Genomic DNA, 23222 nt, shown 5'->3' with positions numbered 1-23222 from the left:
CATGGCACAGCCCGCCCCGGCCTGAAAAGGCCAACGGCACCCGAAGGTGCCGCTGGGCGACGGGACGTGCAGTGCCCTCAGTGCTGCAGGATCTTGTTGAGGAATTCCTTGGTGCGTGGCTGGCGGTTCTCGGGGTGGCCGAAGAACTCGTCCCTGGAGCAGTCCTCCAGGATCTTGCCGCCCACGTCCATGAAGATCACGCGGCTGGCGACCTTGCGCGCGAAGCCCATTTCGTGGGTCACGCACATCATGGTCATGCCTTCGTGGGCCAGGCCCACCATCACATCCAGCACCTCACCCACCATTTCGGGGTCGAGGGCCGAGGTGGGCTCGTCGAACAGCATCACGATGGGGTCCATGCTCAGCGCCCGCGCAATGGCCACGCGCTGCTGCTGGCCGCCCGAGAGCTGGCCCGGGAACTTGTCCTTGTGCGCCATCAGGCCCACGCGCTCCAGCATCTTGAGGCCGCGCTTCCTGGCTTCGTCGGCGCTGCGGCCCAGCACCTTGACCTGGGCGATGGTCAGGTTGTCCGTCACCGACAGGTGCGGAAACAGCTCGAAGTGCTGGAACACCATGCCCACGCGGCTGCGCAGCTTGGGCAGGTCGGTCTTGGGGTCGTGCACGGCCACGCCATCCACATAGATTTCGCCCTCCTGGAAGGGCTCCAGTGCATTGATGGTCTTGATCAGCGTGGACTTGCCGGAACCCGAAGGACCGCACACCACCACCACCTCGCCTTTCTGGATGGTGGTGGAGCAATCGGTCAGCACCTGCACGGGGCCATACCACTTGGATACATTTTTGAGTTCGATCATTTCTTTCTCCAATCTCTTCTCTCGTCACTTGTTCAGGGCACTGGCCGCCCAACCGGCACGGCCGTCGCCAGCAGACACCGTGGAACTGGCTTTGCCAGGCCACCGGTGTCGTCCCCCTGGAGGGGGAAGGCACGAAGCGACTCAGGGGGTGTCATCGAATAATTGCGATCTTCTGGTGCAGGCGCTTGACCATCCAGGACAAGGCATAGCACATCGCAAAGTACAGCACCGCCGCAGCCAGATAGGCCTCGATGGGGCGGCCAAAGTTCTTGCCGGCCACTTCAAAGCCCTTGAGCATGTCGTAGGCGCCAATGGCATAGACCAGCGAGGTGTCCTGGAACAGGATGATGGTCTGCGTCAGCAGCACCGGCAGCATGTTGCGAAACGCCTGCGGCAGGATCACCAGCTTCATGTTCTGGCTGTAGGTCATGCCCATCGCTTGGCCCGCATACACCTGCCCCCGCGGCACCGACTGGATGCCCGCGCGCATGATTTCGCTGAAATACGCGGCTTCAAAAGCGATGAAGGTGACCACCGCCGACACTTCGGCGCCGATGGGACGGCCAATGATGGCGGGCACCAGCAGGAAGAACCACAGGATCACCATCACCAGCGGAATGCTGCGCATGCCGTTGACATAGATGGTGGCGGGAATATCGAGCCACTTCTTGCCCGACAGGCGCATCAGCGCCAGCACGGTGCCGAACAGCACGCCGCCAACCGTGGCCACCAGCGTGAGCACGAGGCTGAAATACAGCCCCTTGAGCACGAAGTTGGAGATCAGGTCCCAGTTGTAGAAGGAGAAGTCAAGATTCATGTCAGTGACCTCCCGATCCGCCGGCCACGACCATGCCCGGCACGCGGGCACGCTTTTCGATGAAAGCCATGATGCGGTTGATGGCAAATGCCGAGACGATGTAGCAGGCCGTGACGGCCAGGTAGACCTCGATGCCGCGCGAGGTTTCTTCCTGTGCCTGCATGGCGAACATCGTGAGTTCGGCCACCGACACGGCAAACGCCACCGACGAGTTCTTGAAGATGTTCATCGTCTCGCTGGTCAGCGGCGGAATGATGATGCGAAACGCCATGGGCAGCAGCACGTAGCGGTAGGTCTGGAAGGTTGTGAAGCCCATCGCCAGGCCTGCATAGCGCTGGCCGCGCGGCAGGGCCTGGATGCCCGAGCGCACCTGCTCGGCAATACGCGCCGACGTGAAAAAGCCCAGCGCCAGCACCACCAGCACGAAGCCGGGCACGCCCTGCATCACCGGAAACAGCGTCGGTACCACGTGGTACCACAGGAAAATCTGCACCAGCAACGGGATGTTGCGGAACAGTTCCACCCAGGCATTGCCCAGGCGCACGACCACCGGCCGCCCCTGCAATGTGCGCAGCGTGCCAATGACCGACCCCAGCACCAGCGCCAGCAACAGTGCCAACAGCGAAACCGACACGGTCCAGCCCCAGGCCGACAGCATCCAGTCCAGATAAGTGATGTCACCGCCCTTGCCGAAGCAGCCTTGCACCACCTCTTTATCCAAGGTGTCCTGGCAGAACACCTGCCAATCCCAACTCATAGGAGTACCCCCCAATTTCTGCATGAAGCCGGACAGCGCATGGCGCGCGTCCAACAAAAAAAGCCCCCCCGAACACGCATGGCTCGAAGGGGCGTTGCCGAGTGCCGATTATTTCTTGGCGTAGTCTTCCATGGGCTTGTCGTTGGGGTGGGCCCAGGCCGCCTTGGTGGCTTCCGACAGGGGCAGGCCGATCTTGGTGTTGGTGGGCGGCACGGGCTGCATGAACCACTTGTCGTACAGCTTGGCCAGCGAACCGTCGGCGATCTGGCGTTTGATGCTGTCGTCCACGGCCTTCTTGAAGGCCGGGTCGTTCTTGCGCAACATGCAGGCAATCGGCTCGACCGACAGCACTTCACCGACGATCTTGAAATCGGCCGGGTTCTTGGACTTGGAGATGTTGGCGGCCAGGATGGAGCCGTCCATCACGAACGCATCGGCACGGCCGGTTTCCAGCAGCAGGAAGCTGTCGGCATGGTCCTTGCCATAGACTTCCTTGAAGTCGATGCCGCCGGCGCGCTCGTTCTTGCGCAGGGTCTGCACCGAGGTGGTGCCGGTGGTGGTGGCCACGCTCCTGCCGTTCAGGTCCTTGATCGAAGTGATGCCCGAATTGGCCTTGACGACCATGCGCACCTCTTCCACATAGGTGGTCACGGCAAAGGCCACGTCCTTCTGGCGGGCCGCGTTGTTGGTGGTGGAGCCGCACTCCAGATCCACCGTGCCGTTGGTCACCAGCGGGATACGGTTTTGCGAGGTGACAGGCTGGTACTTGGTTTCCAGCGCGGACAGACCCAGCTGCTTGCGGATGTCGGAGATGATGACTTCGGCCATCTCGGTATGGAAGCCCACGTACTTGCCGTTGCCCAGCGTGTAGGACAGGCCCGAGGATTCACGCACGCCCAGCGTGATGCTGCCCGAAGACTTGATCTTGGCCAGCGTATCACCAGCCTGCGCAAAAGCGCTACCGGCCGCGAGTGTGACCACGGCCATCGCGAAAATGTGCTTCTTCATTTCAATCTCCTAGTTGTCATGTAAAAAAGGAATTCTAGAGACTTGCGTCCACCCGCATTGTGTGCGGGTGGCACAGTCCAGAACAGGGGGTTTACCTGCCGTGCCGTTCAGAACGGCACCTGGTCGGAAGGGTATTTCCAGAAATCGCGCGAAAGGCAGGGCCCTCGGCGGCCAAGCCCCATGCCCCCACCCATTGCCCAATCTGCATGCCGTGATGCCCTTGTGAATACCTGCCATGAGAACTTGCAATCTTTGTGCCACAGCGATGTTTTGCTGCAAGCTCCGCGGCCTGTTCCGACCCGCCCTGGACTGTTGCTGACAGTCCTGTGAATTTTCACTGCAGAAGGCCCGAAAAACCAACCGAGCAGTTTATATCTGCATGGAACCTTGCGCCTGCAAATAGGCCCACAAGGCCTGGGCTGTGCCTTTCGGCGCTTCTTTTGCGCCAGGTTTCTCGCGGTAGGCGCGCACGTCCATCACGATCTGCAGGCCCGCCTGGTCTTCAGGTACCGCGCTCACCAGTTTGCGCTCGCGCACATCCTTCCTGACGGCACTGTGCGGCAGGAACGCCACGCCATGCCCCTCCAGCGCCATGGCCTTGAGGCCTTCGGCCATGTCGGTTTCATAGACCCGCTCCAGATGGATGGCGGTGCCCGACTCCTTGAGGATGAGCTCGGTCATGCGCCCCAGGTAGGCGCCAGGCGCGTAACCCAGGTAGGGCAGCGGCTGGCCGGCGCGGCCGGGCAGGCGAAACAGCGGCTGCCCATCGGCGTCGGCCTTGCTGTAGGGCGACAGCACCTCTTGCCCCAGGTTCACCATCTCGTAGCGGTCGGTGTCCAGCTGGAAAGGTTGCGAAGCGTGGTGGTAGGCGATCATCAGATCGCAGCCCCCTTCCACCAGGCGCATCACCGCATCGTGCACATTGAGCGCAATCAGGCGGCTCTTGAAGGGGCCGAATTTCCCGTGCAGGCTTGACACCCACGCCGGGAAAAAAGTGAAGGCCAGCGTGTGCGGCACCGCAAACTCGATCATGTCCCGGCTGGCGCTGGTGTGCGCGCGCAGCATGGCACGCGTGTTCTGCATGGCTTGCAGCATCTCCAGCGCCTGGTCGTACAGCGTCTTGCCCGCCGATGTCAGCCGGGTGGGATAGGAACTGCGATCGACCAGATCGGTTCCGGCCCACGCTTCCAGCGCCTGGATACGGCGTGAAAAGGCCGGTTGCGTCACATGCCTCAGCTGGGCAGACCGGCTGAAGCTGCGCGTCTCGGCCAGGCTGACAAAATCTTCAAGCCACTTGGTTTCCATCGCCGCATTATCCGCGCGCGCAGGCGCTTTCGCCCCGGTTACTCGAAGGCAAGTGACCTCAGCAACACGCCCCATAATATGCAGCGGCGCACACAGCGCCCGCCCCGTCCAAGGCCCCTGGTGCACAACACTGCCGGGCAGAGCGACAGCATTCGCCCTGTTTGTTTCCCCGAGACTCTGCCCCATGCCACCCTCCTCCCCTCCCGGGCCGACGGCCTCTGCGCCCGCGCCCACGGCGCCCGAAGACAACGCTCCCCGCTCGCTGCGCATCGAAGACTGGCTCACGGTGATCGTGATGGCCGCCCTGGCCCTCATCACCTTCGCCAACGTGCTGGTGCGCTACTTCACCAATTCCTCGTTTGCCTGGACCGAAGAGATTTCAGTCTTCCTGATGATCGTGCTGGCACTGGTGGCCGGCTCGGCTGCAGTGGCACGCGACCAGCACATCCGCATCGAATACTTTGCCGAAGGCGGCTCCGTTGCCCGCCGCAAGCTGCTGGCACGGTTTGGCGCGCTCATGGTGGCGCTGCTGTTCGGCCTGATCGCCGTGCTGAGCGTGCGCGTGGTGTGGGACGACTACCGCTTTGGCGAAACTTCACCCGGCATCGGCGTGCCCCAGTGGTGGTATTCGATCTGGCTGCCCCTGATCTCGGCGCTGATTGCCGCGCGCGCCATCGGCCTGTTCATCCGGCGCGGCCGCCAGGCGCCGCCCGCAGACCACCACGGAGACTTCCAGGCATGATCGCTACGCTCTTGTTCGTGGCCTTCCTGGCCATGATGTTCGTCGGCGTGCCGATTGGTGCCGCCCTGGGCCTGGCCGGTGCCGCCGCCATTGCGCTGGCCAATGCCGACAGCCAGTGGTTCGGCCTGCTGGCCGTGCCGCAGAACTTCTACGCCGGCCTGGGCAAATACCCGCTGCTGGCCATTCCCATGTTCGTGCTGGTCGGTTCCATCTTCGACCGCTCTGGCGTGGCGCTGCGCCTGGTGAACTTTGCCGTGGCCATCGTCGGGCGCGGCCCCGGCATGCTGCCGCTGGTGGCGATTGCCGTGGCCATGTTCCTGGGCGGCATCTCGGGCTCGGGCCCGGCCAACGCCGCCGCCGTGGGCGGCGTGATGATTGCCGCCATGTCGCGCGCGGGCTACCCGCCCTCGTTCTCGGCCAGTGTCGTGGGGGCTGCGGCCGCCACCGACATCCTGATCCCGCCCTCGGTGGCTTTCATCATCTACTCGGTGCTGGTGCCCGGCGCCTCGGTGCCGGCGCTGTTTGCAGCCGGCATGGTGCCGGGCGTGCTGGCCGGCATTGCGCTGATCGTTCCGGCCGTGTGGATGGCGCGCCAGCACAAGATGGGCGCGCTCGAAGCCACCCTGCCCCGCCCCCCCTTCTGGCAGAGCCTGCGCGAAGCCCTGTGGGGCTTGGCCGCGCCGGTGCTCATCCTGGGCGGCATGCGCGCGGGCTGGTTCACCCCCACCGAAGCCGCCGTGGTGGCGGTGTTCTACGGCCTGTTCGTGGGCATGGTCATCCACCGCACTATCTCCGTGCGTGACCTGTTCCCCATCCTGCGCGAATCGGGCGAGCTGTCGGCGGTGATCCTCATCGTGGTGTCGCTGGCAGGCATCTTTGCCTATTCGCTGTCCACCCTGGGCGTGATCGACCCGGTGGCCAACGCCATCGTGAATTCGGGCCTGGGTGAATACGGTGTGCTGGCGCTGCTGATCGTGCTGCTGATCACCGTGGGCATGTTCCTCGACGGCATCTCGATCTTTTTGATCTTTGTGCCGCTGCTGCTGCCCATCATGAACCACTACCACTGGGACCCGGTGTGGTTCGGCGTGATCCTGACCCTCAAGGTGGCGCTGGGCCAGTTCACCCCGCCGCTGGCCGTGAACCTGATGGTGTCCTGCCGCATCGCCGGCGTGCGCATGGAATCCACCGTGCGCTGGGTCGGCTGGATGCTGCTCGCCATGTTCCTCGTCATGGTGCTGGTGATTGCCTTCCCGCCACTGGCGCTGTGGCTGCCTGCCAAACTTGGCTATTGATTTCAACAAGGAGACTGAAAAATGAAACTGCGTACGTTCCTCACCTCGGCCGTGGCCGCTGCGGCCGCCCTGGCCTTTACCGCGCCCGCGGCCATCGCCCAAACCGCGTACAAGAGCGAATACCGCATGTCGCTGGTGCTGGGCACCGCCTTCCCCTGGGGCAAGGGCGGCGAGCTGTGGGCCAACAAGGTGCGCGAGCGCACCAACGGCCGCATCAACATCAAGCTCTACCCTGGCGTCTCGCTGATCCAGGGCGACCAGACACGCGAATTCAGCGCACTGCGCCAGGGCGTGATCGACATGGCCGTGGGCTCGACCATCAACTGGTCGCCCCAGGTCAAGCAGCTCAACCTGTTCTCGCTGCCCTTCCTGATGCCCGACTACGCCGCCGCCGATGCGCTCACGCAGGGCGAAGTGGGCAAGAGCCTGTTCCAGACGCTGGAAAAAGCCGGCGTGGTGCCGCTGGCCTGGGGCGAAAACGGCTACCGCGAGATCTCCAACTCCAAGAAGGCCATCAAGACGCCCGAAGACCTCAAGGGCATGAAGATCCGCGTGGTGGGCTCGCCCCTGTTCCTGGACACCTTCACCGCCCTGGGCGCCAACCCCACGCAGATGAGCTGGGCCGACGCCCAGCCGGCCATGGCCAGCAGCGCCGTCGATGGACAAGAGAACCCCCTGTCGGTCTATATGGCTGCCAAGCTGTACACCGTGGCGCAAAAGCACCTGACGCTGTGGGGCTACATGAATGATCCGCTGATCTTCGTGGTGAACAAGGACATCTGGAACAGCTGGACACCCGCCGACCGCGAGATCGTCAAACAGGCCGCCATCGACGCGGGCAAAGAGCAGATCGCCATTGCGCGCAAGGGCGTGGTCGAGGCCGACAAGCCGCTGCTGAAAGAGATCGCCAGCCATGGCGTCACCGTGACGCAGCTCACGCCCGCCGAGCGCGAAGCCTTCGTGAAGGCCACGCGCCCCGTGGTCGAAAAGTGGAAGGGCCAGATCGGTGCCGACCTGGTGAACCTGGCAGAAAAGTCGATTGCGGCACGCAAGTAAGCCAATTACTCCTGAAACCATAGCTTCTAGCGCTTGTGTATCAAGCGCTAGAAGCTTTTTTTATGCCAACTCTCGGTCTATCGCCTAGACCCCGGGGGCCAGCAACGCCGCGCACATCCGCCACAACGGCGGCTCACACACCGTACTGGCACCGTTAAGTCCCAGGCAGCACATCGCGCTCAAGGAAATTGGTATAACCAATAAACAAAAATTCAAACAAAAGACCACAACTAAGTATTTACCCTATAAATATCGCCCACTACAAGACACAAAATCCAGCCAATTCGCATGGATTGGCTATATTGGTCATACCAATTAAGTCCAACGTTTACCAATGAAGGCAAAGCACCAAGCCTGCTTTCATGCCAGCCCATCCCTCAGGCCCCCTGACCTGCGGGGCCAGCGGCCGGAGACTACGCCGCCCCAATGCGGCGCATCCACTGCGGTGAAGAAAGCCATGGGCCCCTGGCCTTTGTCTGCGTTTCAATGCCTCACTTACCGTTATGCAAACCCTCTGGCAACAAAACTACGACCCGGCCGGGAACATCTGGCTGTCAGCGCTCGTAGCCCTCATCCCCATCGTCTTTTTCTTTCTGGCCCTGACCAAACTGCGGCTCAAGGGCTACCAGGCGGGCACCGTGACGGTGCTGCTGGCCCTGGGCGTGGCACTGCTGTTCTACAAGATGCCGGTCAGCGCCGCGCTGGCATCGGCGGTGTATGGCTTCTTCTACGGCCTGTGGCCCATCGCCTGGATCATTGTGGCGGCGGTGTTCCTGTACAAGCTGTCGGTCAAGACCGGGCAGTTCGATGTCATCCGCAGTTCCATCCTGTCGGTCACGCACGACCAGCGCCTGCAGCTCATCCTGGTGGGCTTTTGCTTTGGTGCTTTCCTGGAAGGCGCGGCCGGTTTTGGCGCCCCCGTGGCCATCACCGCTGCACTGCTGGTGGGCCTGGGCTTCAAGCCGCTGTACGCCGCCGGCCTGTGCCTGATCGCCAACACCGCCCCCGTGGCCTTTGGCGCGATGGGCATTCCCATCATCGTGGCGGGCCAGGTGTCGGGCATCGATCCCTTCATCATCGGCCAGATGGCCGGGCGCCAGCTGCCCTTCATGACCATTCTGGTGCTGTTCTGGATCATGGCCATCATGGACGGCTGGCGCGGCGTGAAGGAGACCTGGCCTGCCGTGCTGGTGGGCGGCGGCTCGTTCGCCCTGACGCAGTTCCTGACCGCCAACTTCATTGGCCCCGAGCTGCCCGACATCACTTCGGCCATCGTCTCGCTGATCGCACTCACCGCCTTCCTCAAGGTGTGGCAGCCCAAACGCATCTTCCGTTTTGAGAACAGCGACAGCGCCCCGCAAGGCAAAGCCGCGGCCGGGCATGCCGCCTCGTCGACCAAGGCAGAGGCACCCCTCACCGCGGGCGCCATCGTCAAGGCCTGGTCGCCCTTCATCATCCTGACCGGCATGGTCACGCTGTGGAGCATCAAGCCCTTCAAGGCGCTGTTCGCCGCAGGCGGCCCCCTGGCCTCCACCATCATCAACATCCCCGTGCCCATGCTGGACAAGCTGGTCGCCAAGATGCCGCCGGTGGTGGCGCAGGCCACGCCCTATGGCGCGGTGTACACCTTCAACTGGCTCGCTGCCACCGGCACCGCCATCCTGATTGCCGCCATCCTGACCATGGCCTTCGCCCGCTTCTCCCCCGCCAAGGCCGTGGTCACGCTGGGCGAGACGGTGCGGGAGCTGCTTATCCCGATCTACTCCATCGGCATGGTGCTGGCCTTTGCGTTCGTGGCCAACTACTCGGGCCTGTCGGCCACGCTGGCGCTGGCGCTGGCCCACACCGGCCAGGCGTTTGCGTTCTTCTCGCCCTTCCTGGGCTGGATCGGCGTATTCCTCACGGGCTCTGACACCTCGGCCAACGCCCTGTTTGGCGCACTGCAGGCCACCACGGCGCACCAGCTGGGCCTGCCACCCGTGCTCACGGTGGCGGCCAACACCACCGGCGGCGTCACAGGCAAGATGATTTCGCCCCAATCCATCGCCATTGCCTGCGCGGCCGTGGGCCTGTCAGGCAAGGAATCGGACCTGTTCCGCTTCACCGTCAAGCACAGCCTGACGTTCGCCGCCATCATCGGCATCATCACCACGCTGCAGGCCTATGTGTTTACGTGGATGATTCCGGGTCATTGAAACCCTGAATCCGAGAGCCCCCATGCGCCTAGCCGATCACGTTGTCGAAAAACTGCTGGCCCTGGTACAGACACGCGGGCTGCAGCCCGGCCAGCGCCTGCCAGCCGAACGCCAGTTGGCCGAAGATCTGGGCGTTTCGCGCACCTCGGTGCGCGAAGCCATCCAGAAGCTCACCAGCCAGGGTGTGCTCTCGGCCCGGCGCGGCGATGGCACCTACGTGCAGCAGTCCAACAAACCCGCGGAGTGGCTGCAGGAAGCCATGGTGCCGCTGGCGGGCCTGATCGAGTCCGACCCCCAGTACCGCTATGACGTGCTGGAAACGCGCCACGCCCTGGAGACCAGCACCGCCTGGCTGGCTGCGCAGCGCGCCACCGCCCAGGACAAGGTGCACATCCAGCGCTGCTTTGACGTGATGCTGCAGCACCAGCAAGGCGGCCACGCCGAGCTGGCAGCGCGCGCCGACGCGCAGTTCCACCTGGCCATCGCAGAAGCCTCGCACAACCTGGTGCTGGTGCAGGTGATGCACAGCCTGTTCACCGTGGTGCTCTCCACCGTGGAGCGCAACCGCCACGACATGTTCCGCCTGAGCGCACCCGTCACCCTGCAGGCGCTCACCGCGCAGCACCAGGCGCTGATGCAGGCCATTCTGGACGGCGACCCGCAACGCGCGCGCGAATGCATTGGTGAACACCTGGAGCATGTGCGCACCACCATCCAGCGCATGGACGAAGACCGCGCACGGCGCGAACGTTCCACGCGCCTTCCCCTTGACCTGGCGCCGACGCTGCTGCCTGCAGCGCAGCCGCCCCAACCGATTTGAGAGAGCCATCATGATCATCTCCTCCAGCGACGACTACCGCGCAGCGGCGCAAAAGTTTCTCCCGCCCTTCCTGTTCCACTACGTAGACGGCGGCGCCTATGCCGAGCAGACGCTGCGCCGCAATGTGGATGACTTCGCCGCCGTCGCGCTGCGCCAGCGCGTGCTCAAGGACATGAGCCGCCTCGACACCGGCATCGAGCTGTTCGGCGAAAAGCTCTCGATTCCCGTGGCCCTGTCGCCCGTGGGCCTGACCGGCATGTTCCGCCGCCGCGGCGAAGTGCAGGCCGCGCGTGCGGCCGACGCGCATGGCATTCCCTTCACCATGTCCAGCGTGTCGGTCTGCCCCATTGAAGAAGTGGCGCCCAAGCTCCAACGCCCCATGTGGTTCCAGCTCTACGTGCTGAAAGACCGGGGTTTCATGCAGAACGCGCTGGAGCGCGCGCAGGCCGCGGGCTGCACCACCCTGGTGTTCACGGTGGACATGCCCGTGCCCGGCGCGCGCTACCGCGACGCGCATTCGGGCATGAGCGGCCCCAACGCCGCCCTGCGCCGCTACTGGCAGGCGGTGACGCACCCCCGCTGGGCCGTGGACGTGGGCCTGCTGGGCCGCCCGCACGATCTGGGCAACATCTCGGCCTACCGCGGCAGCCCCACGGGCCTGGAGGACTACATGGGCTACCTGGGCGCCAACTTCGACCCATCCATCTCGTGGAAAGACCTGGAGTGGATCCGCGCCTTCTGGAAGGGCCCGATGGTCATCAAGGGCATCCTCGACCCCGAGGACGCCAAGGATGCCGTGCGCTTTGGCGCGGACGGCATCATCGTCTCCAACCACGGCGGCCGCCAGCTCGACGGCGTGCTGTCGTCGGCCCGCGCCCTGCCGGCCATTGCCGACGCGGTGAAGGGCCAGATCAAGATCCTGGCCGACTCTGGCATCCGCAACGGGCTGGACGTGGTGCGCGCCATTGCCCTGGGCGCGGACTGCGCCATGATTGGCCGCGCTTTCATCTACGCGCTGGCCACAGCGGGCGAGGCGGGCGTCAAACACCTGCTGGAGCTGCTGGAGAAAGAAATGCGCGTGGCCATGACCCTGACCAGCGTGGCCCGCGTGGCCGACATCACCGGCGACCTGCTGGTACGGGAAGCATGAGCGACGCCCCGCAAATCACCCGCGATGTCTTGCTGACGCAGTTGCGCGAGGCCGTGGGCGCCGCCCATGTACTGACCGACGACCAGGCCACCCGGCGCTTTCGCAAGGGCCACCGCACCGGCGAAGGCCCGGTGCTGGCCGTGGTGCGCCCCGGCACGCTGCTGGAGCAATGGAAGGTGCTGCAGGCCGCCGTGGCGGCCGACCGCATCGTCATCATGCAGGCGGCCAACACCGGCCTCACGGGCGGCTCCACGCCCGATGGCAGCGGCTACGACCGCGAGATCGTGCTCATCAACACGCTGCGCATCGCGGGCGTGCAGGTGGTGCGCGGCGGCGAGCAGGTGGTGTGCCTGCCCGGCGCCACGCTCGACCGGCTGGAGCAGACACTGATCCCCTTCAACCGCGAGCCGCATTCGGTCATCGGCTCGTCGTGCATCGGCGCCTCGGTGCTGGGCGGCATCTGCAACAACTCGGGCGGCGCGCTGGTGCGCCGGGGCCCGGCCTATACCGAGCTGGCGCTGTACGCCCGCGTGCGCGATGACGGCACGCTGGAGTTGGTGAACCACCTGGGCATCGCGCTGGGCGACACACCCGAAGACATCCTGACCCGCCTGCAAAACGGCAGCTACACCGAAGCCGACGTGCGCCACGAGCCCGAGCGCGCCGCATCGGACGCCCGCTACGCCCAGGACGTGCGCGCCGTGGACGCCGACAGCCCCGCCCGCTTCAATGCCGACCCGTCCCGCCTGTTCGAGGCCTCGGGCTCGGCTGGCAAGGTGTGCCTGTTTGCCGTGCGGCTCGACACCTTCCCCAAAGAACCCAGCACGGTGTTCTACATCGGCAGCAACACGCCCGATGACCTCACGGCCGTGCGCCGCCACCTGCTCACGGCGCTACCGCGCCCGCCCATTGCGGGCGAGTACATCCACCGCACCGCGTTCGACATTGGCGAGAAATACGGCAAGGACACCTTCCTGCTCATCGACCGCTTTGGCACGGCCCGCGTGCCTGCGGCGTTTGCACTGAAGAGCCGATTCGACGGCTTCTTTGAACGCCTCGGGATGCGCGGTTTTGTGGACCACGCCATCCAGGCCGTGACCCGGTTGCTGCCCAGCCACCTGCCGCGGCGCGTGCGCCAGTGGCGCGACCTGTACGAGCACCACCTGCTGGTGCGCGTATCGAACGACCAGGTGGACGCCACGCGCACGTTCCTGACGGAGCACTTTGCGAACAGCACCCAGGGCGGCTGGTTCGAGTGCGATGCCGACGAAGGGCGCAAGGCCTTCCTGCACCGCTTTGCGATTGCGGGCGCCGCCATCCGCTACCGCGAAGTGCACCGCAGCGAGGTGGAAGACATCGTGGCGCTGGACATTGCCCTGCGCCGCAACGACCGCGCATGGGTGGAACAACTGCCGCAGGACGTGGAGCGCGATGTGGTGCACAAGCTGTACTACGGCCACTTCTTCTGCCATGTGTTCCACCAGGACTACATCGTGAAGAAGGGCGTGGACCCGCTGGCCATGGAGCACCGCATGTGGGAGCTGCTGGACGAGCGCCGCGCCGAGTACCCGGCCGAGCACAACGTGGGCCACCTTTATGTGGCCAAGCCCGCACTGGCGGGCTTCTACCAGTCGCTGGACCCGACCAACACCTTCAACCCTGGCATTGGCCACACCCCGCGCGGACGCGACTGGCAGGAGTGCAACCACGCCAGCGGCGGCTGGCCCAAGGGGTATTCAGAGAACGCGTGAGCACCCCCGCCCGGCTTGGGTCAATCGACAGAAGCCGGGCCACCGGGAGGCACCGGGTGCTTGATGGCGTTCATCACCAGCTTGCGCTCCACGGCATCGCGCAGGTCCACGCCGGTGTGGTCGGCCAGTTGTAGCAGGTAGGGCGGATTCAAGTCCAAGCGCCAGAGGTTATTTTCAGGCTCTTCTAGCGAATCCACCCACACAGCCTGCTGACATAGGCATTGCCGTTCTGCACATGTCAGGGACCGCGCACGCCCTGGCTGATGTTCACGGCCTGGGCTACGCTGGCCAGCGTGACACGGCCATCGGTGCACAGGATGGTGTCGTGTGGCAGCAAGGGCTTGAGTGCAGCCTGCACGCTCACCGCCTTGTTCGCCTCCAGGATGAGGCTGGCCGTTACCCTCCGCGCGGTCCCGCGCCATGAGCACGGGTGTGTACTCAGAACCCTTGCAGCCTGCCTGCGCTTTGCCCCCTCGGTGGCGCGCCTTGCGCAGCAACCCTCTTTGTCCCTTGCAAGAGACCGGGAAAGAGGACTCGTCGGCCTCGGCAATACCGAGAAGCTGGCGAGCCTGCACGCTCTTGGTGCAGGCCAGGAAGCGGTGACTCCGGCGAAAGGCAGTGCTTTGTGCCACGCTCAGGCGGCTGGGCCATCTGGTTGAGCGTGAGCCCTTCGACGCCCGTCACTAGCATTCGCTAGACGAGCCTATATTTTCTTGAAATCTCAATGGATGAATTCCGCCTGCACGGTCTCGGCCAGGAACTGGACAAAGGCCTTGACCTGCGGCGGTGAATGGATGCCTGGCAGGGTCATGGCGTACAAGGTGCTGCCAGGCGTGGGCTCGATCTGGTAGTCAGCCAACACCTGGACCAGGCCGCCCTGGGGCAGGCCGCGGGACGCGACATAGACGGGCAGCAGGCACACGCCCAGCCCATCGCGGGCCATCTGCCCCAGCAGGGCGTAATCGGGGCAGGCGACGCGCGAGCGCAGCACCACGCGGTGCAGGGCGGCCTCCTTGCGCAACTGCAGCTCCATGCGGGTGCGCATACCCAGCCATGCATGGTGTGCAAGATCCTCGGGAAACTGCGGGGCGCCATGCTCGGCCAGGTAGTCCGGGCTGGCACAAAAAATCCAGTGTGTCTGCCCCAAGACCCTGGCCACCTGGTGTGGCGATGGCTCGTTGGTGAAACGGATCGCCACATCGATCCGCTCATCGATCAAATCCACCGCGCCCGACTTCAAGGTGATCTGCAGGGACACCGCAGGGTAACGGCGACAGAACGCCTCGAACAAAGACACCAGGTACAGCCGGCCAATCGCCGGCGGGCAACTGACATGCAGGGGTCCACGCACCCCATCGCCATGCGACAGCAGAAGGTTCTTGGCCTGCTCGATTTCGCTGCGCACCGCCAGGCACTGCTCGTAGAACGCAGCGCCCAGATCGGTCAGCACCATCTTGCGGGTGGTGCGGCGCAGCAATTGCACACCCGCGGTGTGCTCCAGCTCCTTGATACGGCGGCTGACATTCGAGCGGTCCATGCCCAGGCGCCGGGCCGCAATCGCAAAACTGCCAGCCTCCACCACTTCCGCAAAAAACAAATACGGCGACTGATCCACCGGCCCCTCCTTCGAACCGCGAGCATAAGGCTTCGTCATCGTGCCACCGCCCTGAACCTGGAAAGCGCCAGACGTCAACCCGTGCAAATGCGTGCGCGGGCCAGGTCGTATTCGGCGCGCAGCCTGGCCACGATCTCGCGCACTTCGGGCAGGTCGTGGATCTGGCCCACGCCCTGGCCTGCGCCCCAGATGTCTTTCCAGGCCTTGGCCTTGGATCGGCCATCGGCAAAGCTCATGTTGGCCTTGTCACCCACCGGCAGGTTTTCCGGGTCCAGGCCCACGCGCTCGATGCTCTCGCGCAGATAGTTGCCATGCACGCCCGAGAACCAGTTGCTGTAGATGATGTCCGACGCACCCGCCTTCACGATGGCCTGCTTGTATTCCTCGCTGGCGTTGGCTTCCTTGCTGGCGATAAAGCGCGTGCCCATGTAGGCAAAGTCCGCACCCATGGCACGGGCAGCCAGCACGGCGCCGCCGGTGGCCATGGCACCAGACAGGGCCAGGGGGCCATCAAAAATGCGCCGCACCTCGCCCACCAAGGCAAAGGGCGACTGGGTACCCGCATGCCCCCCCGCCCCTGCGGCCACGACGATCAGGCCGTCCACCCCCGCCTCCAGCGCCTTTTGCGCGTGGCGCACATTGACCACGTCATGAAAGATCACGCCGCCGTAGCTGTGCACGGCATCCACGACTTCGCGCGCAGGCGCGCGCAGCGACGTGATGATGACGGGCACCTGGTGCTGGATGCAGGTTTCCATGTCCTGCATCAGGCGCACGTTGGAGCTGTGCGCAATCTGGTTGACCGCGATGGGGCCGACCGGCTGGCCGGGGTGGGCGCTGCGGTAGGCATCCAGGTCGGCCTTCATCTGGTGCAGCCACTCGCCCAGCAGCTCGGGCTGGCGGGCATTGAGCGCCGGGAACGAGCCCACGATGCCCGCCTTGCACTGGGCCAGCACCAGCTCGGGGTAGCTGACGGTGAACATTGGCGAGGCAATGATGGGCAGCGCCAGGTTCTGCAGCGCGGCGGGGATTCGGGACGTGATGGCGTTCATGGTCAATCGCTCAGAAGGTCAGGAAACGAAGGGAAGACAGATGGGGCTCAGTCCAGCGTCACGCCAGAGGCCTTGACCCGCTCGGCCTGCAGCTTGCTGTTGCTGCTCAGATAGGTCTTGAACTCCACCGGAGTCGAGGCCACGGGCACGTAGCTGAAGGCATCGATGTTTTTCTGGCGAAAGTCCGGTGTGGCGATGATGGCCTTGGCGCTGGCGGCAACCTTGTCCACCACCGCCACCGGGGTGCCCTTGGGCGCCAGCAGGCCGATGCTGAAGATGGCGTGGATGTCCTTGACGCCCGCCTCCTTGAAAGTGGGCACCTGGGGCAAGGCCGCGCTGCGGGTCTCGGACGACACGGCCAGGGGCTTGAGCACGCCGGTCTTCACATGCTGCTCGATCACCGACACGGCCAGCACCGCGGCATCCACCTGGCCAGCGATCACGTCGGGAATCAGGTTGGCCGCGCCCCGGTAGGGCACATGGGTCATGGAAATACCTTCCTGCTTTTCAAAAGTCACCATGGGCAGGTGAGCAATGCCGCCCGCGCCGGAAGATCCGTAGCTCAGCGGCTTGCCCTGGGCCTTGGCCTTGCGGGCCAGCTCGACAAACTCGGTCACGGTGTTGGCCGGGGTGTTCTTGTGGGTGAAAAGCATCAGCGGCAAGCTGATCAGCTGGCTGATGGGTACCAGGTCGGTCTCCACGTTGTAGGGCAGCTTCTTGTAGAGGTGCGGGCTCATGGTGAGCGAGGCTTCGGTGCCAGCGAACAGGGTGTAGCCGTCGGGCGCGCTCTTGGCGACCTGGTCGGCGCCAATGATTTCGTTGGCGCCCGGCTTGTTGAGCACCACCACCGGCTGCTTCCAGCTGTCGGACAGCTGCTGGCTCAGGGCCCGGATGAAGTTGTCCACCGGCCCACCCGCGGAATACGGCACCACGATGGTCACAGGCTTGCTGGGATAGGCCTGGGCGTGGACCTGGGTCACCGCCGTGGCGGAGCACAGGGCCAGGGTCACTGCGGCAACGGGGGAAAGGCGTTTTTTCATGTTGTCTCCTGAGGATGGGAAAGGGAAGCGGGCAAGACTGGGAAATCAGACGGGATCAGGCGTGACTTGTGGACGGGCGCTTGAGGATGAGCAGATCGCTGCGGCCTTCCTGCACCACCTGGCCGTGCTGGTCGCGCAGCTGCAAATGCCGGCCCAGGCGACCCATGCGGGCGCTGCTGCCAGGGTCCAGCTCGGTCACGGTGAGCTGCAGGCGCAGGGTCTGTCCCATCAGGATGGGGGCCTTGAAGCTCCACTCCTTGAGCGACAGCATGGCCACCGCCGTGCCCTCGAAAATTCCCATCTGGTGCATGAAGCCTGTCAGCAAGGCCACGCCAAAGGCGCCGTGGACGATGCGCTGGCCGAAGCGGGTGCCGGCGGCAAATTCGGCGTCGGCGTGGATGGGATTCCAGTCGCCCGAGATCATGTTGAACAGGGTCAGATCGGCTTCGGTGACGGTGCGGCCCGAGCTGGTGAAATGCTCGCCCACGGTGAAGTCTTCAAAGTAACGGGGGTTCATGCGGGCTCCTTGGGCTGGGCGGTTTCGGCGGCCAGGCGTTCCTGCGCCATCTGGCGCAACTGCGCACGGGAAATCTTGTTGCCGTTGGCGCCCTGGGTCAGCGGAAAGGCCGCCAGCATCCACACCCGCTGCGGCACCTTGTAGCTGGCAATCGACTGGCGCAGCGGGGCCAGCAAGGCCGCCGTGTCGGGCCCCGCCCCCACCTCGGGCACGATGAAGGCCACGGGGCGGTCCTGGCCCTGGATCGGCACCGCAACCACCTGGGCTTCACGCACCCCGGGATCGCGCTGCAGGAGTTCTTCGATTTCCGCCGGGTTGACCAGATTGCCGCCCAGGCGCACGGCATCGCCCAGGCGCGTCTCGAACACCAGGCTGCCATCGGGCCGCAGATGGCCCAGGTCGCCGGTCTTGAAATAGCCCTCGTGCATGGCTTCTTCCGTGGCCGCCGGATTGCCGAAGTAGCCCTGGAACAGGCTGGGCGCCTGAATTTCGATCTGTCCCGACTGTCCGCTTGGCAGCAACTGGCCCGTGGCCTCGTCGCGGATGCGAATGCGCGCCTGCGCCCCGGCCACGGGCATGCCGCCACCTTCCAGGCGCTGCGCCAAGGGCAGGTCGCCGGCCTGGGCGGAGAAAACCGCCAGCACCTCGCTGGAACCGTACAGGCCGTGCAGCGGGATACCCCGCGCACAACAGGCCTGGGCGATTTCGGTGAAATTCGACGTGAAGGCACCAAAGCCAAAGAAGCGCAGCGACGCAAAAGGCTGCGCCGCCTCCGAGCTTTCCGCCAGGCGGCGCACCATCTCGTCACTGCCAAAGCAATGCGTCACCGCATGGCGCGCCAGCAAGGCCGCGGCCTCGTCAGCTTCAAACAAAGCCGGCAAGACGACCGGCGCGCCCGCGGCGAACGCGGCCAGGGTGCTGTTCAAGCCAAAAGCGCCGCACAGCGGCAGCAGAGTCAGCAGGCAGGCACCGGGCGCATCCAACCGGTAAGCCGCCGTGCAGCGCAAGGCATGGTCCACCAGGGTGCGCTGCGGGTGCATCACCAGCTTGGGCGCCTTGGTCGTTCCCGAGGTGGAGAACAACACCACCGTGGCGTCGGGGTCCGAATCGTCCGGCCCGGTATCGAGCGCGCATGGCTGCCAGTCCAATGGAACCAGCCGCCAGGCCAGGCCGGCGGCAAGGTCGGCCACGCCAGCAGGCGCGGCGCTGCCGCTGCCCAATACGGCCACCTGCTGCAAATCGGGCACTTGCGCGGGGTCCAGGCCTGCCAGGATGGCCAAAAAGTCCAGCCGTTGATGGGGCAGCTGCGTCACCAGCAGACGGGCGCCGCTGGTGCGCAGAATGTGAGCCACCTCCTCCCGGCGGTAGCGGGTATTGACCGCCGCCACCGTGGCGCCGATGCGTGCGGCGGCCATCAGCAGCGCCAGCCATTCGACCCGGTTCACCAGCCACACGGCCACCCGGTCCCCGGGACCGATACCCGCGGCACGCAACCAGGCCGCCATGCACTGCACCTGATGCGCCAGCGACGCCACCGTGGTGACGCCCTCGCCGTGCACAAAGGCCGGAGCCTGCGGGTCGGCCGCCAGGCGGGCCTGCATCAACTGAGAAAAACGTAAATCCGACACAATCCGGGCTCCTCCAGGGACAACGGGCTTCGTGGGCCATCACGCTCCCGTGCTTTTTGGTGCAAGGAGAGCATCGATCGCGACTCGGCTCGATTGTTTCACCAGAGCGCCCCGTCAGGAAGACGGTCGGATCACAATGGATTGGTGCTTAATTCACATCAATCATTCGGGTTTGTACCAGGCATCACTGTCACTCCATTCCGCTTTGCTGCAGCGCCCACATGCTGGCGTAGCGCCCGTCCAGTGCCAGCAGCTCGCCGTGCGTGCCGCGCTCGACGATCTGCCCCGCGTCCATCACCAGGATCTGGTGCGCATCGACCACGGTGGACAGGCGGTGGGCGATGAGCAGCGTGGTGCGGTTGCGCGCGGCGCTTTGCAGTTCGGCCTGGATGGCGCGTTCGTTGGCCGAATCCAGCGCGCTGGTGGCCTCGTCGAAGATCAGCACCGGCGGGTTTTTCAGCAAGGTGCGCGCAATGGCCACGCGCTGTTTTTCACCGCCCGACAGCTTCAAGCCGCGCTCGCCCACCTGGGTGGCGTAGCCCTTGGGCGTGGCGGCGATGAAGTCGTGGATGCGTGCCGCGCGGGCGGCTTCCTCGATCTCGGCCTGGCTGGCGCCGGGGCGGCCGTAGGCGATGTTGTAGGCCACGGTGTCGTTGAACAGCACGGTGTCCTGCGGCACGATGCCGATGGCCTGGCGCAGGCTGGCCTGCGTGACGTCGCGGATTTCCTGCCCGGCCAGGGTGATGCGGCCCTGCTGGATGTCGTAGAAGCGAAACAGCAGCCGCGCCAGCGTGGACTTGCCCGAACCCGAAGGGCCGACCACCGCCACCGTCTTGCCCGCCGGAATCTCGAAGCTGATGCCCTTGAGGATGGGCCGGGCCGGGTCGTAGGCGAACTGCACATTCTCAAAGCGCACCGTGGGCTGTGCCAGCCCCACCAGCGGCTGCGCGCCGGGGGCATCGGCCACCTCGCGCTCGCGGTCCATGAGGGTGAACATCTTGTCCAGGTCGGTCAGGCTCTGCTTGATCTCGCGGTAGATCACGCCCAGGAAGTTGAGCGGGATGTAGAGCTGGATCATGAAGGCGTTGACCATGACCAGGTCGCCCAGCGTCATGTGGCCATCGACCACGCCCTGCGTGGCGCGCCAGAGCATGGCCACCAGGCCCGTGGCAATGATGAGCTGCTGGCCGGTGTTGAGCAGCGAGAGCGAGCTTTGCGCCTTCAGGCGCGCGGCACGCAGGCGCTGCAGGCTTTCGTCGTAGCGGCGGGCCTCGAAACTTTCGTTGTTGAAATATTTGACGGTTTCGTAGTTGAGCAGCGAATCCACCGCCTTGCTGTGCGCGGCCGAATCGAACTCGTTGGCCTGGCGGCGGAACTGGGTGCGCCACTCGGTCAGCAGCACCGTGAAGGCGATGTAGCAGGCCAGCGCAGCCAGCGTGATCCAGGCAAACCAGGCATCGAACTTGACGGCCAGTACCGTGAGCACCATGGCCACTTCGATCAGCGTGGCGCCGATGTTGAACAGCGTGAACGAGATCAGCGACTCGATGCCACGCACGCCGCGCTCGATGTCGCGCGTCATGCCACCGGTCTGGCGCTCCAGATGAAAGCGCAGGCTCAGCGCGTGCAGGTGCTCGAAGGTCTGCAAGGCAATCGAGCGTGCCGCGCCCTGCGTGGCCTTGGCAAACACCAGTTCGCGCAACTCGGTGAACAGCGAGGTGGACAGGCGCAGCAATCCGTAGGCCAGCAGCAAGCCGGCCGGCACCACCAGCACGGCAGCCGGGTCGCCGGGCCTGAGCGCCATGGCATCGACCAGGTTCTTGAGCAGCACCGGCACGCCCACATTGGCGACCTTGGCGCCCACCATGAACACGATGGCCAGAACGACGCGCCCCTTGTACTGCCACAGATACGGCAGAAGGCGTGAGAGCGTGGCCCAGTCAGAGCGTTTGTGCGCGGGGTCGTTCGGAGAAGGAGGGGGAGAAGAATCGCCGTGGTGGCGCATAGGGGACAATTCCGGGGGTTGCTTATTCACCCCGATTGTGCCCATGCCTGATTTGCCCCACCTCCCCGCACCCGCCTTGCCCTCCAGCCATGAACTGGTACTGAAGGTCATTCCCATGCCCGCCGACAGCAACGCCAATGGCGACATCTTCGGCGGCTGGGTGATGGCGCAGGTCGATCTGGCCGGTTCGGTGCTGCCCGCGCGCTATATCCAGGGCCGCATGGCGACCGTGGCGGTGAACGAGTTCATCTTCAAGCAGCCGGTGCGGGTGGGCGACATCCTGTCCTTCTTCGCCACGGTCACGCGCATTGGCCGCACCTCCATCACGGTAGAGGTGGAGGTGTATGCCGAACGCTTCTCGGACCAGGGCCAATACCTGAAGGTGACCGAAGCGCGCCTGACCTATGTGGCCATCGACGCCGACGGCCGGCCGCGCCCGGTGCCGGTGCCGGTGCCGGTGCCGGTGCCTACCTGAACGCCCTGCGTTCAGGCCAGAGCCACGGCGGGCACTGGTGCGTCCATGGGCCGCGCTGCGGCCGCCGGACGGGCACTGGTGGCGGTGCCCACGCCCACCTCGATTTCGCCCGACAGCTGGCCACCCTCTTCCACCACCAGCTTGCCATAGCGGATTTTCCCGCTGACCTTGCCGGTGGCAAAGACGACGAGCTTGTCGCGCACGGTGAGCGTGCCATTGAACTCGCCGCGGATTTCGGCGATATCGATGTCGGCCGAACCACGGAACGCACCCTGCTCGGCAATCTGGATGACCCGCGAATCCATGGTGGCTTCCACCGTGCCTTCCACCACCAGGGTGTCGCAATCGGTGATCTCCACCCCCTTGAGCTTGATGTTGGGGCCCACGGTGAGCTTGCTGCCACTGCTTTCTGCCGGCGCCTTGGCGGCAGCGGCTGCCACCGCTGCACTGGCACTGGGTGACACATTGCTCACGGTGCTGGGGGTGACCGTGTTGTGGCGGGGCTGGAAGGTTTCAGTTTCGCGCTTGCCAAAAAAGGGGTTCTGCACAGCCATCGGATCTCCTTGAAAAGAAGGCATCGTAGGAGTGCCGGGGCATTGCACCTTGGCGTCTTGCGCAAGATCAGTAACCAAATCGTTCGCTGGTTGCATGCACTTGCATCACTTGCATGGACACACCAGATCGGGCGCGTTCAGGACACGATATAGGCTGCGGCGGCCGCTGACATGAGCACGCCATCGGGTCCCAAAAACTCCATGCGCGTGGTGGCCACGCGCGAGCCCAGGCGCAGCACCTCGGCGCGCAACTCGAAATGGCTGCCGATGCCCGGCCGCAGATAGTCCACGCGCAGATCAATGGTGCCCAGCCGGGCAAAGCGGTGCAGGCGCTGTTCGGGCGTCTCGTCCATGTGCTTGGCGCCCATGGCGGCCATCACGGCCAGGCCGCCCATGGCATCGAGGCCCGCGCTGATCACGCCGCCGTGGATGCGGTTGTAGGCAAAGTGGCCGACCAGTTCGGGCTTCATGTCGATGCGGGCCACCACACGCTCGGGCGCGAGACTGACCACCTTGAGGCCCAGCACCTGGTTGAAGACAATCTTTTCCTCAAAAATGGTTTTCACGCCGGCAATGAACTCGGGCTCGAACGCGACGGGTGTTGCTATGGTTTTTGTCATCGGTG

The 23222-nt window shown here is 64.8% G+C and carries 22 protein-coding genes and 1 pseudogene; 8 read left to right on the top strand and 15 right to left on the bottom strand.

Annotation, left to right across the window (positions count from 1 at the left end; genetic code table 11):
* Positions 1-77: 77 nt before the first annotated feature.
* The 5 genes from BLW02_RS06825 to BLW02_RS06805 form a co-directional block, all read right to left on the bottom strand.
* A complete protein-coding gene (locus BLW02_RS06825; RefSeq protein ID WP_092697618.1) occupies positions 78-815 on the bottom strand; it encodes an amino acid ABC transporter ATP-binding protein in 738 nt (245 codons plus the stop codon).
* Between the two features lie 151 nt (positions 816-966).
* Positions 967-1632 carry an amino acid ABC transporter permease gene (locus tag BLW02_RS06820; protein ID WP_092697617.1) on the bottom strand — a complete coding sequence of 222 codons (666 nt, stop codon included), beginning with the start codon at positions 1630-1632 and terminating at the stop codon, positions 967-969.
* 1 nt (position 1633) lies between these two features.
* Complete coding sequence (locus BLW02_RS06815) at positions 1634-2389, bottom strand: amino acid ABC transporter permease (RefSeq protein WP_092697616.1); 756 nt, start codon at positions 2387-2389, stop codon at positions 1634-1636.
* Positions 2390-2497: 108 nt separating this feature from the next.
* Positions 2498-3397, bottom strand: coding sequence for an amino acid ABC transporter substrate-binding protein (locus tag BLW02_RS06810; RefSeq protein ID WP_092697615.1), 900 nt, complete (start codon positions 3395-3397; stop codon positions 2498-2500).
* Between the two features lie 369 nt (positions 3398-3766).
* Positions 3767-4702: a LysR family transcriptional regulator gene (locus tag BLW02_RS06805; protein ID WP_092697614.1), complete on the bottom strand. Its 936-nt coding sequence runs from the start codon at positions 4700-4702 to the stop codon at positions 3767-3769.
* A gap of 184 nt (positions 4703-4886) precedes the next feature.
* Between BLW02_RS06805 and BLW02_RS06800 the strand changes: the two genes are divergently transcribed.
* The 7 genes from BLW02_RS06800 (at position 4887) to dld (ending at position 13711) form a co-directional block, all read left to right on the top strand.
* Positions 4887-5444, top strand: coding sequence for a TRAP transporter small permease (locus BLW02_RS06800; RefSeq protein WP_092697613.1), 558 nt, complete (start codon positions 4887-4889; stop codon positions 5442-5444).
* Entirely contained in the window at positions 5441-6739 is a 1299-nt protein-coding gene (locus tag BLW02_RS06795; RefSeq protein WP_092697612.1) for a TRAP transporter large permease, read from the top strand. Before BLW02_RS06800 ends, BLW02_RS06795 begins: the two co-directional genes overlap by 4 nt.
* A gap of 21 nt (positions 6740-6760) precedes the next feature.
* Positions 6761-7795: a DctP family TRAP transporter solute-binding subunit gene (locus BLW02_RS06790; protein WP_092697611.1), complete on the top strand. Its 1035-nt coding sequence runs from the start codon at positions 6761-6763 to the stop codon at positions 7793-7795.
* A 503-nt stretch (positions 7796-8298) separates the two neighbouring features.
* Positions 8299-9990 (top strand): L-lactate permease, encoded by a 1692-nt coding sequence (gene lldP / locus BLW02_RS06785; protein ID WP_092697610.1) that lies wholly within the window; start codon positions 8299-8301, stop codon positions 9988-9990.
* Positions 9991-10012: 22 nt separating this feature from the next.
* Complete coding sequence (gene lldR, locus BLW02_RS06780; protein ID WP_092697609.1) at positions 10013-10810, top strand: transcriptional regulator LldR; 798 nt, start codon at positions 10013-10015, stop codon at positions 10808-10810.
* 10 nt (positions 10811-10820) lie between these two features.
* Positions 10821-11960, top strand: a complete 1140-nt coding sequence (gene lldD, locus BLW02_RS06775; RefSeq protein WP_092697608.1) for an FMN-dependent L-lactate dehydrogenase LldD — start codon at positions 10821-10823, stop codon at positions 11958-11960.
* On the top strand, positions 11957-13711 hold the full coding sequence (gene dld, locus BLW02_RS06770; protein WP_092697607.1) for a D-lactate dehydrogenase: 1755 nt from the start codon (positions 11957-11959) through the stop codon (positions 13709-13711). The genes lldD and dld overlap by 4 nt, the downstream gene beginning before the upstream one ends.
* Positions 13712-13731: 20 nt before the next feature.
* Here the strand turns inward: dld and BLW02_RS06765 are convergent, their stop codons facing one another.
* From BLW02_RS06765 to BLW02_RS06735, 8 genes and pseudogenes are all read right to left on the bottom strand, one after another.
* Positions 13732-13863, bottom strand: a complete 132-nt coding sequence (locus tag BLW02_RS06765) for a hypothetical protein (protein ID WP_425285649.1) — start codon at positions 13861-13863, stop codon at positions 13732-13734.
* Positions 13864-13952: 89 nt separating this feature from the next.
* Positions 13953-14383: pseudogene (locus tag BLW02_RS19600) on the bottom strand (IS1595-like element ISAte2 family transposase); the annotation flags it as partial.
* 49 nt (positions 14384-14432) lie between these two features.
* Positions 14433-15365 carry a LysR family transcriptional regulator gene (locus BLW02_RS06760; protein WP_092697606.1) on the bottom strand — a complete coding sequence of 311 codons (933 nt, stop codon included), beginning with the start codon at positions 15363-15365 and terminating at the stop codon, positions 14433-14435.
* Between the two features lie 35 nt (positions 15366-15400).
* Positions 15401-16378 carry an NAD(P)H-dependent flavin oxidoreductase gene (locus tag BLW02_RS06755; RefSeq protein WP_092697605.1) on the bottom strand — a complete coding sequence of 326 codons (978 nt, stop codon included), beginning with the start codon at positions 16376-16378 and terminating at the stop codon, positions 15401-15403.
* Between the two features lie 47 nt (positions 16379-16425).
* Positions 16426-17418 (bottom strand): Bug family tripartite tricarboxylate transporter substrate binding protein, encoded by a 993-nt coding sequence (locus BLW02_RS06750; protein WP_092697604.1) that lies wholly within the window; start codon positions 17416-17418, stop codon positions 16426-16428.
* A gap of 55 nt (positions 17419-17473) precedes the next feature.
* Positions 17474-17935: a MaoC/PaaZ C-terminal domain-containing protein gene (locus tag BLW02_RS06745; RefSeq protein WP_092697603.1), complete on the bottom strand. Its 462-nt coding sequence runs from the start codon at positions 17933-17935 to the stop codon at positions 17474-17476.
* Positions 17932-19563 (bottom strand): AMP-binding protein, encoded by a 1632-nt coding sequence (locus tag BLW02_RS06740; protein ID WP_244273636.1) that lies wholly within the window; start codon positions 19561-19563, stop codon positions 17932-17934. The genes BLW02_RS06745 and BLW02_RS06740 overlap by 4 nt, the downstream gene beginning before the upstream one ends.
* Positions 19564-19753: 190 nt before the next feature.
* A complete protein-coding gene (locus BLW02_RS06735; protein WP_092697601.1) occupies positions 19754-21568 on the bottom strand; it encodes an ABCB family ABC transporter ATP-binding protein/permease in 1815 nt (604 codons plus the stop codon).
* Between the two features lie 43 nt (positions 21569-21611).
* On the opposite strand from BLW02_RS06735, the gene BLW02_RS06730 reads away from it, so the two are divergent.
* Positions 21612-22043: an acyl-CoA thioesterase gene (locus tag BLW02_RS06730; RefSeq protein WP_092697600.1), complete on the top strand. Its 432-nt coding sequence runs from the start codon at positions 21612-21614 to the stop codon at positions 22041-22043.
* 11 nt (positions 22044-22054) lie between these two features.
* Here the strand turns inward: BLW02_RS06730 and BLW02_RS06725 are convergent, their stop codons facing one another.
* Complete coding sequence (locus BLW02_RS06725; protein ID WP_092697599.1) at positions 22055-22597, bottom strand: bactofilin family protein; 543 nt, start codon at positions 22595-22597, stop codon at positions 22055-22057.
* A gap of 137 nt (positions 22598-22734) precedes the next feature.
* Positions 22735-23217 (bottom strand): thioesterase family protein, encoded by a 483-nt coding sequence (locus tag BLW02_RS06720; RefSeq protein WP_092697598.1) that lies wholly within the window; start codon positions 23215-23217, stop codon positions 22735-22737.
* Positions 23218-23222 lie beyond the last annotated feature (5 nt).

Origin of the sequence: Acidovorax soli, assembly GCF_900107605.1 — a bacterium.
GTDB classification, from domain to species: Bacteria; Pseudomonadota; Gammaproteobacteria; order Burkholderiales; family Burkholderiaceae_C; genus Acidovorax; species Acidovorax soli.
Note: the sequence above shows the minus strand (reverse complement) of the source record. Positions and strands in the feature narration are given on the sequence as shown.

Excerpts from the sequence above, each read along its gene's own strand:
- BLW02_RS06750 (WP_092697604.1), bottom strand. The coding sequence starts at position 17,418 with ATGAAAAAACGCCTTTCCCCCGTTGCCGCAGTGACCCTGGCCCTGTGC.
- BLW02_RS06810 (WP_092697615.1), bottom strand. The coding sequence starts at position 3,397 with ATGAAGAAGCACATTTTCGCGATGGCCGTGGTCACACTCGCGGCCGGT.
- BLW02_RS06760 (WP_092697606.1), bottom strand. The coding sequence starts at position 15,365 with ATGACGAAGCCTTATGCTCGCGGTTCGAAGGAGGGGCCGGTGGATCAG.
- BLW02_RS06820 (WP_092697617.1), bottom strand. The coding sequence starts at position 1,632 with ATGAATCTTGACTTCTCCTTCTACAACTGGGACCTGATCTCCAACTTC.
- BLW02_RS06730 (WP_092697600.1), top strand. The coding sequence starts at position 21,612 with ATGCCTGATTTGCCCCACCTCCCCGCACCCGCCTTGCCCTCCAGCCAT.
- lldP (WP_092697610.1), top strand. The coding sequence starts at position 8,299 with ATGCAAACCCTCTGGCAACAAAACTACGACCCGGCCGGGAACATCTGG.
- BLW02_RS06790 (WP_092697611.1), top strand. The coding sequence starts at position 6,761 with ATGAAACTGCGTACGTTCCTCACCTCGGCCGTGGCCGCTGCGGCCGCC.
- BLW02_RS06825 (WP_092697618.1), bottom strand. The coding sequence starts at position 815 with ATGATCGAACTCAAAAATGTATCCAAGTGGTATGGCCCCGTGCAGGTG.
- BLW02_RS06815 (WP_092697616.1), bottom strand. The coding sequence starts at position 2,389 with ATGAGTTGGGATTGGCAGGTGTTCTGCCAGGACACCTTGGATAAAGAG.
- BLW02_RS06725 (WP_092697599.1), bottom strand. The coding sequence starts at position 22,597 with ATGGCTGTGCAGAACCCCTTTTTTGGCAAGCGCGAAACTGAAACCTTC.
- dld (WP_092697607.1), top strand. The coding sequence starts at position 11,957 with ATGAGCGACGCCCCGCAAATCACCCGCGATGTCTTGCTGACGCAGTTG.
- BLW02_RS06805 (WP_092697614.1), bottom strand. The coding sequence starts at position 4,702 with ATGGAAACCAAGTGGCTTGAAGATTTTGTCAGCCTGGCCGAGACGCGC.
- BLW02_RS06720 (WP_092697598.1), bottom strand. The coding sequence starts at position 23,217 with ATGACAAAAACCATAGCAACACCCGTCGCGTTCGAGCCCGAGTTCATT.
- BLW02_RS06745 (WP_092697603.1), bottom strand. The coding sequence starts at position 17,935 with ATGAACCCCCGTTACTTTGAAGACTTCACCGTGGGCGAGCATTTCACC.
- BLW02_RS06795 (WP_092697612.1), top strand. The coding sequence starts at position 5,441 with ATGATCGCTACGCTCTTGTTCGTGGCCTTCCTGGCCATGATGTTCGTC.
- BLW02_RS06735 (WP_092697601.1), bottom strand. The coding sequence starts at position 21,568 with ATGCGCCACCACGGCGATTCTTCTCCCCCTCCTTCTCCGAACGACCCC.
- BLW02_RS06800 (WP_092697613.1), top strand. The coding sequence starts at position 4,887 with ATGCCACCCTCCTCCCCTCCCGGGCCGACGGCCTCTGCGCCCGCGCCC.
- BLW02_RS06755 (WP_092697605.1), bottom strand. The coding sequence starts at position 16,378 with ATGAACGCCATCACGTCCCGAATCCCCGCCGCGCTGCAGAACCTGGCG.
- lldR (WP_092697609.1), top strand. The coding sequence starts at position 10,013 with ATGCGCCTAGCCGATCACGTTGTCGAAAAACTGCTGGCCCTGGTACAG.
- lldD (WP_092697608.1), top strand. The coding sequence starts at position 10,821 with ATGATCATCTCCTCCAGCGACGACTACCGCGCAGCGGCGCAAAAGTTT.